Raw genomic sequence first — 13,127 nt, 5'->3', positions numbered from 1 at the left:
GTTTATGTGGCAGTTGAGTATAAAAAATGCCCATTTCATGGTCTGAAATGGGCATTGATCAGATCGTAATCTACTTAGGAGTCGGAAATCTTCAGTCCGGATAACCATGAACGTAATGATGCCGGTTTTAGCGGTTTTTTCAGCAGAACAATGTTCAGCTCTTTCAGACGTTGCGGCAATTCCGGATCGGAGTCGGCGGTAATCAAGGCGACCGGAATATCCTTCGAACGATGTTCCAGAATGAAATCCAGACCGATCTTGTCTTGGTTGAGATGCTGATCCACCAGCCAGACCTGAATATTTTCCTCCTGAATCAGCATGGCGGCTTGCTCAGGTTCAGTGGCTTTAAACACCTGATAACCCCATTTGGTCAATAAGGTTGACATGCCTTCCAGAATGGTTTCATCATTATCCAGACACAGAATCTTAAAGGCTTTGCTCTTTAAAGGTACGGCCTGAACCGGTACTGCGACCACTTTCGGTGCTTCGATCACAGGCACTTCAATCATAAAGCAGGAACCTTTACCCAGCGCAGAAGACACATGTACCGGATAGTCCAGCATGCTGGTCATGCGTTGTACGATCGCCAAACCTAGGCCCAGACCCTGTTCACCCCAAGGCGAGGTGTGGCCGCAACGTTCAAATTCCTGAAACAGTTTGATGCGCTGTTCTTCGGCAATGCCCGGGCCAGTATCCCAGACGCCAATACGGATATGATTCGGTCTGCTGCTCGAACGTAATACACCGACCACCACTTTACCTCTGGCAGTATAACGCAACGCATTGCTGACAAAGTTCTGGATAATGCGGCGAATCCATTGTGGATCGGTATCAATCCAGAACTGTGCATCATGCACACTGAACTTGATACCACGCTGTGCAGCGATGGATTTGAACTGGAGTTCCAGATCGCTGAGCAGGTCATGCAGCGGATAAGCCTGACGTTTCGGCTGAATGGTGCCGCCTTCCAGTCGGGCAATATCCAGCAGGGCAGACAACATGCTTTCTGCACCATGCAAAGCACGATCCAGTTGTTGTAAGGTCTTGCGGTCTTCATCATTCTGCACGCTTTGTTCGAGTGCGGTACTGAACAGGCGCGCGGCATGCATTGGCTGCAACAGGTCATGACTGGCAGCTGCAATGAAGCGGCTTTTTGACATATTGGCCTTATCGGCCTGTTCACGCGCCAGTTGCTGCTCGGACAATGCATCGGCCAGCTGCTGGGTACGGTCCTGAACGCGGGCTTCAAGCACGGCTTCATTTTCACGGAAAGCGGTAATATCGGCGAAAGTGGTAACGAACCCGCCGCCTTCGATCGGATTGCCGCGCATCTGAATGACGCGGCCATCTTTACGAATCCGTTCAAATTCATGGGCACTGCCGACCTGCATCCAGTGAATCCGTTTCCGTACATGTTCTTCAACCGAGCCCGGGCCACATTCACCACGTTCAGCGTTATAACGGATCAGGTCTGCGATTGGACAACCGACATAGACAATATCGGTCGGATAATCGAACAGTTTCAGATATTGATTGTTCCATGCGACCAGGCACATATTTTCATCAACTACGCTGACCCCTTGGGTCATGTGATCAATCATGGTCATGATCAGGTTCTGATTGAAGCGTTGCCATTGCGAGGCCTGATCGAGAATATTGGCGACTTGACCCAATGCCAAACCATTGTTGACCATTGCCGTAGTCAGTAGGGTACGTGCCGAAGCGGCCCCGATAGTTCCGGCCAGATACTGTTCGGTGAAACGCCACCACATGCCATTGGCACTGCTGTTTTCATTCAGCTCAACACTGTTTTGGGTGCAGAACTGCTGGAAAGCGCGTGTGGTTGGGCCTTCGCCGGTAATGCGTTTAGCTAGGGTAATCAGATCACCGACTTTTAAACGGGCGACATCCTGATGCGAATAGCTGACCTCGGTAGAAGGACTCTGCGAGGGTAGTGGCTTGGTTTCATAATAGAAGAAACTTTCGGCCTGAATCTGTTCGGCAATACTCGGACGGAAAATACGGGAAATCCAGATATACAGCAGGATATTTAAGCCCAGTGCCCAGACTACTCCATGCGTCAGCGGATCAAAAGACTCAAAACCGATCAGGGCTTCCGGTCTTAACCAGTTCCAGCCAAAAGGACCTTGATTCAGCAGGCTTTGACTAAAGCTGCTATAGGCTTCGGGCAGGCTGCGCAAAATGGTCGGAAACAGCAGGGTATAAGCCCACAAGGCAAAACCGGTCAACAATCCGGCATATACACCCTGTTTACTGCCGCCACGCCAGTACAGGCCGCCGATCAGGGCTGGAGCGAATTGTGCTACCGCACTAAAGGCCAGCAGGCCAAAAACCGAGAGCTGATCAATATCATTAAAGAAGTTGAAGAACAGGAAGCCCATCAACATCACGCCCAGAATACAGACCCTGCGGGTAAATTTCAGCACCAGCGGCAAGCGTTTGTCATGCCGGGAAATCAGCTTTAAGCGCCACAACGCCGGCATGATCAGGTCATTACTGAGCATGATTGACAGTGCCACAGAAGACACCAGCAGCATCCCGGTAGAGGCAGAAAAACCACCCAAGAAGGCTAATAAAGTGAGCCAGTCTTGGTTATAGCTGAGTGGCAAGGACAGTACCGCCACATCCGGAATGGCCAGATATTGCGGTGCAGCATGTAGCGCCCAGCTGGCAATGGGAATAATCGCCAAGGTAGTCAGAATCAAATAGACCGCAAACCAGCGCCGTGCACCGCGGATATGTTTTTCATCTCGCAGCTCGACCACCGCCACATGGAACTGGCGCGGCAGGCAGATAATCGCCAGTGCCGCGAGTAAGGTCTGAATCCAGAAACTTTGTGGTACGCCAAACAGTTGCACATCATGAAAAGTAGTACTGATATCGGTACTGATCTGTGCCAGATTTTCTGGTGCTTCAAACATAAAGAAACAGGCGACTGCCAACAGGGCGAAGAGTTTAACAAAAGACTCAAATGCTACGGCCAGCATCAGCCCGCCATGCTGTTCAGTATTGGCAATCTGCCGGGTACCAAACATCATCGCCAGTATTGCCAGAACCCCGGTCAAAAACAGTACGCCATTGGTCGTGCCGGTTACACCTGCGGAAGGCTCCAGAATGACGGCGGCACTCAGGGCAATCGCACGTAACTGTAAGGCCAGATAAGGCACAATCGCCACCACCGCCAGAATGGTCACCAGCGAGGCGAGGGGACCACTTTTACCATAGCGTGCTGCGACAAAGTCAGCGATCGAAGAAATGGCATGATGCTGTCTCACCCGTCCCAGACGGCGCCAGATGTCATAGCCGACAGCAACAAAGAGCAGCGGACCCAGATAGATCGGCAAGAAAATAATGCCTTCACGTACCGCAGCACCCGTGGCGCCATAAAAGGTCCAGGAGGAGCAGTACACTCCTAAAGTTAAACTAAACAATAGCATGCGCCCACGGGTACTCAGCCGGCTGGCATGTTTTTCCCCGTAGAAAGCGCAGATAAAGAGTAATGCGATATAGAGGGCGAGTACCCCTATGATGAGCCAACTGTTCATATAGCCTGATGTGTACTGAGCATGCCGCTATGATAACGCATCGTGAACGCTACAGTTTAAATTGATCATTTTTTAACGACCAAAGTCTAAATTACAAGCACCTACGATTATTGTTAACTTGCAACAGTGATAATTCGAATTAAAAAATAGGCAGCCCAAGGTTGGGCTACAGGAGTAGTAATTATGGATGAGGTACAAGTAGATCGTATTCTACAAAATCCAAAATTCAAGGAAATGGTCCGCAAGAAAAGTATGCTCAGCTGGACGTTGACCGGCATTATGCTATTTGTCTATGTGGGATTCATGTTGCTGGTTGGTTACAACAAAGAATTTCTATTGTCTTCAATCTCAGGTGGTGTGACCACGTGGGGTATTCCACTTGGTCTAGGTATCATTGTCCTGTCGTTTATCTTGTGTGGTGTGTATTCCTACATTGCCAATAACAAACTTGATCAATTGACTGAAGAAGCAATCCGTGAAGTCGAAGCGATTGCGCATGAAAAAGGACACCACTAAGATGAAATGGAATTCTCTTATTGCCCTGGCGACCACGATAGTGGCTTCAGGCGTTGCATTCGCTGGTCCCGATCTGGGTGCAGCAGAACAGCAGGCGACCAACTGGCACGCGATTATCATGTTTGTGATTTTCGTAGGTGCTACGCTGTTTATTACCAAATGGGCAGCAAAACAAACCACCAATACCAAAGACTTCTATACTGCCGGTGGCGGTATTTCCGGTTTCCAGAATGGCCTGGCGATTGCCGGTGACTATATGTCAGCTGCATCGTTCCTGGGTATTTCCGCGATGGTATTCCTGTCCGGTTTTGATGGCTTGCTGTATTCACTGGGTTTCATGGTGGGCTGGCCGATTGTATTGTTCCTGGTGGCAGAACGTCTGCGTAACCTGGGTAAATACAACCTGTCAGACGTAGTGTCTTTCCGCTTGCAGGAAAAACCGGTACGTACCTTGGCTGCTTTAAGTTCACTAGTTGTGGTCGCGTTCTATCTGATTGCACAGATGGTGGGTGCAGGTCAGCTGATCAAACTTCTATTCGGTCTGAACTATAACATTGCAGTCGTGATCGTTGGCTTGTTGATGATGGCCTACGTGATGTTCGGCGGTATGTTGGCAACCACTTGGGTACAGATCATCAAGGCGGTGATGTTGCTGTCTGGTGCAACCTTTATGGCATTCATGGTTATGAAAGGTGTGGGCTTCAGCTTTACCAACATGTTTGAACAGGCGATTGGTGTCTACTCAAAAGTACATGACTTGAGCCTGACAGATGCGACCAAAATCATGGGTCCGGGTAGTCTGGCATCTAATCCGATTGATGCGATTTCTTTAGGTCTGGCATTGATGTTTGGTACCGCAGGTCTGCCACATATTCTGATGCGCTTCTTCACAGTAAAAGATGCCAAAGAAGCGCGTAAATCAGTCGTGGTTGCTACAGGTTTTATTGGTTATTTCTACCTATTAACCTTCATCATTGGTTTTGGTGCGATTCTATATGTATCGAACAACCCGCAATTCCTTGATGTTGCGAAAATGGCTGTGACTGGCAAGCTGGAGCTGGTGGGTGGTAATAACATGGCAGCGGTGCACCTGTCTGATGCAGTGGGCGGCGACCTGTTCATGGGCTTCATTTCTGCAGTTGCATTTGCCACGATTCTTGCGGTCGTTGCTGGTTTGACCCTGTCAGGTGCTTCAGCAATTTCGCATGACTTGTATGCCAACGTTTTGAAGAAAGGCCAAACCACGCCTGAATCTGAACTACGTATGTCTAAAATCGCGACTTTAGGTCTTGCGATCTTCGCAATGATTCTCGGGATTCTGTTCGAGAAACAAAACGTAGCCTTCATGGTCGGCCTGGCATTCTCGGTTGCGGCATGTGCCAACTTCCCGGTACTGGTATTGTCTATGTTCTGGAAAGGCTTGACGACACGTGGTGCCGTGATTGGTGGTGTTGCCGGTCTGGTAACCGCAGTAACCTTGATTGTGCTGTCTAAAGCAGTATGGGTCGATACTTTGGGTATTTCTGATACGCCAGTGAACCCGTTCAATGGTCCTGCAATCTTCGCGATGCCATTGTCATTCTTGTGCTGCTGGTTGTTCTCTGTGACGGATAATTCGGCACAGGCTCAGGCAGAACGCAAAGCCTTTGATGCCCAGTTTGTACGTTCACAAACCGGTATTGGTATCTCAGGCGCATCGGATCACTAAGATCTGCGCTACGCTAAAAAAGCCCCGTCAGGGGCTTTTTTTATGGAGATATAATCAAGCTTTCTCTTTAGCATAAGCGCCGTATTGAATTGAGATGGCTGGATTTGTGCAGCGTTATTTCAGTAATTTTCATACAAATCGCATATCTGCAAGCGGATTTAAGCATGCTATGTTAAAAGCTGCTAACAATAACAATGTGTTCCCTACATGACGATAGTAACAAGAAGAGCAACAAGAAGGGTATTATGAAGCAATCTCTGCAGCAGTTCTGGAACAGCTTTACTCATCTGCCTTCGGCATGGCTGTTGTGCCTGCAATTGCTGATCTTGCTCTTGTCGGTATTGAGTTATGGAAGCATGTCTTATCGGGCGGGAACCTGGGTACTGGGTGTTCTGGTTTTGCTGGTGATTGCCAGGGTCATTCGCCAGACTCCGATGTTTACCATTTTAGGACTCAGCTTTGTCGCCGGCGCAATTTTCTTTTCCTCTCTGATTGTGCTGGGACTGCGTTATACCTGGATCCATGTCACCGCCAACCTGTTTGAAGCTGGTGCTTATTTCAGTGCAGCTTATGGCCTTTTGCGTTATATGTTCCATGACCGTTATCTGACCAAGGATGAACTGTTTGCCGCTGGGGCGGTATTTACCTTGCTGGCCTGGGGCTTTGCCTTCCTCTACAGTATTTGCCAGCTGCTGATGCCGCACAGCTTTTCGGACCCCGATCTGCAAGCCTATCAGCCCTGGCTGGATCTGATTTTTCTCAGTTTCAGTGTACAGTCTGCAACAGGACTGTCCGATATAATGCCGGTCAGTCCGGTCGCACGGATGCTGGCCATTATCCAGATGTTTGTCGGGGTGATGTATCTGGCACTGATTGTATCCCGCTTAATTGCCTTGCAATATATCGCACGTCTACCGCATAAAAAGAACGTGAAAAATAGAAAAAAACCGCCTGAGCAATGAAGCTCATCCTTTTATTGTATTTGTTACAGTAACTTAACGGCTTTATTTTGTGTCACATCCTAAAATAGCAGTAGATCTAGCTCCCATAGATTGAATCTGTCTGATCATTTTGACCTTACCAATAATTATTTGACGCTGTTTGTCGATCCAATTTTTAAAAAATGGAGGAGGTATGCCTTCCACAAAACCATCCTGGTTTGCCAATATCAATCCAAATGTTTTTATTAGTACTGTCGCCATTATTGCGATATTTTTAGCGTTGGTCGTATTTGCACCCGATGCTTTTTCAGTTTTCACCCAGCAACTGAACCAGTGGATTACTACGTCCTTTAGCTGGTTCTATGTATTGTCGGTGGCGATATTTCTCATCCTTCTGGTTTATATTGCCCTGTCGGATATGGGCAAAATCAAACTGGGACCCGACCATAGCCAGCCGAAATATAGCAGCGCCTCTTGGTTTGCGATGCTATTCACCGCAGGGATGGGGATTGGCCTGATGTTCTTTGGTGTGGCCGAACCGGTGATGCATTATGTCACGCCACCTGCCGGTGAACCGGAAACCGTACTGGCTGCACAACAATCTATGCGGGTCACCTTTTTCCACTGGGGCTTACATGCCTGGGCCATTTATACGCTTGTTGGCCTATCGTTAGCTTATTTTGCTTATCGGCATCAATTGCCTTTAAAAATCCGTTCGGCCTTGTATCCGCTGATTGGTCAAAAGATCTATGGACCGATTGGAGATGGCGTCGATACCTTTGCCACCATTGGTACGGTATTTGGTGTCGCTACTACGCTTGGTTTCGGGGTGACCCAAATCAATTCAGGTTTGAACTATTTGTTTGGCATTGAACAGGCACCCAGTACTCAGGTCATTTTGATTATTGTGGTCAGTGCCATGGCGGCGACTTCCGTATTTTTTGGATTAGACAAAGGAATTAAACGTTTATCTGAACTAAATTTGGTACTTGCACTGCTGTTGCTGATTTTTGTCTTTGTGGCAGGTCCGAGTATTTATCTGTTACAGACGACTATTCAGAATGCCGGCCAGTATGTTTCAAATCTGTTCAGTATGACCTTTAATCTGTATGCCTATCAGCCAAGTGGCTGGATTGGGGGCTGGACCATCATGTACTGGGCCTGGTGGATTTCCTGGTCGCCATTTGTTGGGATGTTTATTGCCCGGGTCTCGGAAGGACGCAGTATTCGTGAATTTATCGTGGGTGTATTGCTGATCCCGACCGGATTTACCCTGATCTGGATGGGCTTTATGGGCAATGCCGCACTGTACAGCATTATGCATGAAGCCAATACCAGCTTGCTAGAAGCAGTTCAGCGTGATTCATCTGTGGCTCTGTTTGAATTTTTAGCGAACCTGCCCTTCAGTTCAGTGACCAGTATCATTGCAACTTTACTGGTCATGCTGTTCTTTGTCACCTCTGCTGACTCAGGGGCATTGGTGACTGATTATCTGACAGCGAAAAGTGATAATTCACCGACTTGGCAGCGTCTGTTCTGGACCGTACTCATGGCTTTATTAGCCATCATCCTTTTGCTGGCCGGTGGCTTAGAGGCCTTGCAATCGGCCACGATTATGAGCGCTTTGCCATTTACATTTATTATGCTGCTGATGTGCTGGGGATTAATCAAAGCCCTACATCTGGATGTCACCAAAATGCATGCACTGCAAGCCGCACGGATTACCCCGCGTGCGATCCAGAATCCACGCAGCTGGCAACAGCGCTTAGGCCTGATCATGCATTATCCGCATACTCAGGAAGAGGTGCAGCAGTATATTCACAATACGGTGAATAAGGCATTTCTCAGCTTTCAAAGTGAATTGAAACGGCGCCGATTACATGTAGCGATTAGCCCGCTAGAAGACGGTATACAGCTCCGTGTTGATCATCAGGATGAAATTAATTTTATCTATCAGGTCAATGCCACTCAGACTTTAAGTCCAAGCTTTATGGCTGAACTGGAGAATGCGGGAGTAGATTCCTATCAGGCAGAAGTCTTTTTAAGAGAAGGTGGGCAGGGTTATGATGTGATGGAGTGGACGCAAGAAGATCTATTGCAGGATATCATTGATCAATATGAACGTCATTTGCACTTCTTAAGTCTGGTACGTACGCCTGAGTAAACAGAGTCATAAAACAATAAAAAAGGACGCAATATGCGCATTGCTGTCCCACAATTTTTCACAAGAGGAAGCTCATTTGAGCTTCCTCTTGTTTTATGGGTATTTTATCGGGTGAAAATAAAGCTTTTAAAGTTCTTCTTTCAAACAAATTCACTTGAATTATTCTGAGTAAACGTTGAACTGTCCAACCTGTTTTCCCTAAATGTTGAGCGAAACTCACCAATAAATAGGCGATCATCGCAATCCAGATTTGTGTCTGAATTGCGTTCCTGCTGCGGCCTAGAAACGCTTTTAATTTGAGATTCTGCTTAATCGCCTTAAAGAACAGCTCAACTTTCCAACGATCTTTATAAATCGCCGCAATGGTGGAGGCGGCTAAATGAAAGTTATTGCTGAGAAAGCTAAAGTGCTTGCCACTTTGCTGATCTCTATATTCAATTCTTCTTAACACTGGGGCTTTTCTTTTTAGGGCATGTGCGCTATTCAGCTGAATGGTTTCATCTTTTAGAATACCTTTGGATTCAAGCACTGGATGTTGCCGGATCACCTGATACACAGATTTAGGCCTAAAACGTGTGACAAATCCAATGTTTTGAGCAGTCAGATTTGCATACCATTGGTAATCGACATAGCCTTTATCAAAAACTACAATGCTGCCAGCAGGAAACTGGAATTTGCGGCCTTGTACCATGTCATTTTCTTTGCCATTTTCAACTGCAACAAACTCAGGAATATCATTGCTGTGATTCAATCCTATGCTGAGTTTCATGCTGGCTTTTGAGTCGTGAACTTTGGCCCATTCACATAAGGAAAGCGACAGGTCAATATGACTGGCATCCAAGGAATACAAGGGATTCTTAAAGCGAAATTTATGAGCTACTTTCGAGTGTTCATAGTATTTAAGCAACTTGTAAAATAGCTGTTGATACAAGGCAGCAGGCTGCTGCTCATTGATTCGTGCCAGCGTGCTTCGGGGAATAGACTTTGCTCCGAGATGACTTAGCTTTTCCTGTTGGCACTCCAAATTGGATTGAATATCTCTCAGACTTTGCCTACAAGAGAATTGAGACATCAATATGGCAATAAACTGATCCCACCGGGAAGCCGCTCTAAATTTCTGTCCAACATGGTGTACTTTAGCAAGTTGTTCAAAATCCTGTCGCACAACAGGTTTAATTAGCTCATGAAATACGGTATTCTGATGTGACAAAACCTGAATCCTGGTCGTTAAAGTGTTTGTTTGCACTCATATTTTAACTGTTAGGACTCAGGTTTTTTTATTTAAAGCAAACTATGGGACAGCAGTGCGCAATATGCGTCCTTTTTTGATTCAGAATCTAATCAGAAATTAGAAACGGAATTTGGCATTTACGCCGATCGTTTGAGTATCACGAACTTGAGCAGTTTGCGCAAGACTTGCTTCGTAGTTAGCATTTACATAAGATGCGCCAACTGCAACAGCAGGAGTAATGAAGTAGTTTACGTTCGCGCCCCAAGCTTTGTCTGGAGAACCAGCAAAGCTAGATTCCATATAAGAAGCACCAACGCTTAACTGTGGGTTAAGGAAAAGAGTTGTACCTAAGTTGTAGGCAGTATCTTCACCATAAACTAAACCGCTTTCAAAACCAATTGACATGTTAGTACCGTCGATTGCACCAACGTATTTAGTACGTGCAGTGATCGCATCTGTCTTATCAGCAATTGTTGCAGATTCAAGAGCAGCTTTAGCAACACCGTTGTTAAACATGTTGAAAGCATCATAAGAAGTTTGGTCAGCAACGCTGGTATAACCCACAGCAACCAAGAAGTTAGGGATTAGTAATGCACCTAGTTCTAATGCATAACGGTCACCATTGCCGTCTACGTCGCCCGCTTTGTTATCCGCGATGGTATGGCTATAAGAAGCGCTTGCATAAGCAGGAACAACGTTAGTCGGGATATACGCTTCACCTTTTACACCGAAAGTATGGTGCACAGTGCGATCACCAAATTCTTGTCCGTCTTCGCCGTATGTATAAGCAGCAGAAACATTAGATGCTTGGTTTAAAAAAGCAGCTTCAGCTAAAGGACCTTTAGAAGCATCAACATTGTTGAAGTAGTAAGTACCTTGAACTGCACCAGTGAAGTCTTGTTCATTTGCAGTGTTGTCGATGAACTCTGATTGACCTTGAACTTCAAATTGATATGCTTGAGCACCGGTCATGGCTAATAATAAAGCAGTGGCTAAACCGAGTTTTTTCATGATATTTACCGTTTTGTTACAAGATGTGTACAACTTTTGAACATATTGTATTGTAACAATTTATTAAGTCAATCCAATTCGAAATCGCTATTTTTTTAAGCTAAATCATTGTATTAATTTTGTGTAAAATTCAAGTATTAGGCTCCGAAGCTATTTTATATAAAAACTCTTGTATAACAAAAATTTAGACTTTAAATATAGAATCGGGACTAAAGATTAAGGAGAAATTATGTTGTTATTTTAATCAATTAATACGATTAATTATAATATATTTATCTATTAAAACAATTAATAATAGGTGAGTTAATTCATAAATGTGTCAAGAAGTGCAAAATGTCTGGCGCATCAGGTCTTTGATTGGATTGCTTGATCTTAGAGCATCATCAGCTTGGGCTTTAGAGTGGATGTCTGTTTTTTGAGCTAAATGGGCATGATTTATAATCTTGACTGAAGCAATCGACTTTACATTTTTAGGGGAATTTTACATAATATGAAAATCAAGTTAGAGTTCACACTTTCATAGTGATTTAGCCTGGTTCTCCACAATTTTTTGTTTTATCGCCCAGCTTTCCCCAAGGTTGGGCTTTTTTTTGTTCCGCATTTTTTATTTCAGATCATCCTGTTTCTAAAAAAACCTTCAACTCAAAACAAGAGGAGGAGAAGAAATATTATAATAATTTTAAGCACCAAAATAGTGCATACTTAAAGGTGAAAATATCGACCTAAAATTTAATAGCTAAAAAAAACCCCGATTTTCATAGAAAATCGGGGTTTTTTCGCCAAAATTTGCGGGTAAACTAAAGTATCTGCTGAGGAATAATTTAACTCGCCCTAATGCGGTGCATTATGCACCTATTTGTTGCAGGTGTAAATAGTGCGGAAAGCAAGTTTTTATATTTTTTTAGCTGCTTAAATTCCCTTGTTTTTGTAAGACTTTATAGGGAATTGTGGTCATGAAACCCTGCATTAACATTTCAAATAAACCACCTTAAGTATCTGAAAAATAGGGTCTGTTGACATTTACTGTTCATAATTAACCCTATAAAGGTAGCCATAAAAATATACAGGCTAAAGCAACAGAACTTTGATAATTTCTTTTGAGCTTGTCATATCGAGTAGCTATTCCTCTAAATTGCTTTAATCTACAAAACATATTTTCAACTAAATGCCTGATTTTATATAAACACCAGTCCATATGGTCATTGTTTGATTGGCTATTTGTTTTCTTTGGTATATTCGCTTTAGTCCCTGTTTTTCTGATCTGCTCACGCAGTGGTTCTGAATCATAGCCTTTATCTGCGCATACCACTTCTGTCTCTTTTAAATCTAATGTTGCTATTAAATCAGGTGCAACTTTGATGTCATGTGTAGCGCCATCGGTAATCATGAAATCAATAGGATTGCCATGTGAATCAACAATCAAATGTATTTTTGAGGAGTTTCCTCCTACACTTTTAGAAATGGATTGATTCGCTATACCGGCAGAATGTTGATGAGCACATACGTGAGAGCCATCAATAAAAATCCACTCCATATCGGGGCATGATGCTAATAATTTGAATAATCTAAGCAACTTACCACTGCTTGACCAACGATTAAAACGTTTGAAAATAGAGTTTGATTGACCGAAATAGGAAGGAATATCTCGCCACGGACAGCCTGTTCTAATTCTATAGAGAATAGCTTCAATAAAATTGCGTAAATTTGAGTTGTGGTGAATGGATAAATTACGCAGAATAACTTTCAACTTTTGCCAGTGTTGATCTGTCAGCATGGTACGAGGCATAGCGAATAGTAAAATTGGGTTTGGCGATTTGATTTTACTACTTCGCTATTTTTTTAAGCTAAAAGTGTCAACACACCCTAATAGCTGATAAAAATTCATTAAAAACATAAGTGAAGTAAGACTAAAGGCTTTAAGACCATCCTGTTTTATTTGTATAATAATCAATCTATTTAGCTTTGCTTGTCATATTGGGGCGTAATACAA

General features: G+C 44.6%; 7 protein-coding genes and 1 pseudogene. 4 read left to right on the top strand and 4 right to left on the bottom strand.

Annotation, left to right across the window (positions count from 1 at the left end; all coding sequences use genetic code 11):
• Positions 1–74: 74 nt before the first annotated feature.
• Entirely contained in the window at positions 75–3,566 is a 3,492-nt protein-coding gene (locus H0S56_RS13460) for a hybrid sensor histidine kinase/response regulator (protein WP_195725287.1), read from the bottom strand.
• Positions 3,567–3,749: 183 nt separating this feature from the next.
• On the opposite strand from H0S56_RS13460, the gene H0S56_RS13455 reads away from it, so the two are divergent.
• The 4 genes from H0S56_RS13455 to H0S56_RS13440 all read left to right on the top strand — a co-directional run bounded on the left by H0S56_RS13455 (position 3,750) and on the right by H0S56_RS13440 (position 8,895).
• Complete coding sequence (locus H0S56_RS13455; RefSeq protein WP_004281374.1) at positions 3,750–4,082, top strand: DUF485 domain-containing protein; 333 nt, start codon at positions 3,750–3,752, stop codon at positions 4,080–4,082.
• A 1-nt stretch (position 4,083) separates the two neighbouring features.
• A complete protein-coding gene (locus H0S56_RS13450) occupies positions 4,084–5,790 on the top strand; it encodes a cation acetate symporter (protein WP_004729195.1) in 1,707 nt (568 codons plus the stop codon).
• A 245-nt stretch (positions 5,791–6,035) separates the two neighbouring features.
• On the top strand, positions 6,036–6,752 hold the full coding sequence (locus H0S56_RS13445; RefSeq protein WP_195725286.1) for a two pore domain potassium channel family protein: 717 nt from the start codon (positions 6,036–6,038) through the stop codon (positions 6,750–6,752).
• A 172-nt stretch (positions 6,753–6,924) separates the two neighbouring features.
• The gene (locus H0S56_RS13440) at positions 6,925–8,895 is read left to right on the top strand and encodes a BCCT family transporter (RefSeq protein ID WP_195725285.1); all 1,971 of its coding nucleotides are present in this window, start codon (positions 6,925–6,927) and stop codon (positions 8,893–8,895) included.
• Between the two features lie 58 nt (positions 8,896–8,953).
• On the opposite strand, the gene H0S56_RS13435 is transcribed toward H0S56_RS13440, so the two are convergent.
• The 3 genes and pseudogenes from H0S56_RS13435 to H0S56_RS13425 all read right to left on the bottom strand — a co-directional run bounded on the left by H0S56_RS13435 (position 8,954) and on the right by H0S56_RS13425 (position 12,923).
• The gene (locus H0S56_RS13435) at positions 8,954–10,105 is read right to left on the bottom strand and encodes an IS4-like element ISAbe18 family transposase (protein WP_195726034.1); all 1,152 of its coding nucleotides are present in this window, start codon (positions 10,103–10,105) and stop codon (positions 8,954–8,956) included.
• A 138-nt stretch (positions 10,106–10,243) separates the two neighbouring features.
• A complete protein-coding gene (gene omp33-36 / locus H0S56_RS13430; RefSeq protein ID WP_195725284.1) occupies positions 10,244–11,137 on the bottom strand; it encodes a porin Omp33-36 in 894 nt (297 codons plus the stop codon).
• Positions 11,138–12,157: 1,020 nt separating this feature from the next.
• Positions 12,158–12,923, bottom strand: a pseudogene (locus H0S56_RS13425) (IS5 family transposase).
• Between the last annotated feature and the right edge of the window lie 204 nt (positions 12,924–13,127).

The sequence above is a fragment of the Acinetobacter lwoffii genome, from assembly GCF_015602705.1.
Taxonomy (GTDB): Bacteria; Pseudomonadota; Gammaproteobacteria; order Pseudomonadales; family Moraxellaceae; genus Acinetobacter; species Acinetobacter lwoffii_E.
The sequence above is the reverse complement of the archived record's forward strand: the minus strand, read 5'-3'. Positions and strand labels throughout refer to the sequence as shown.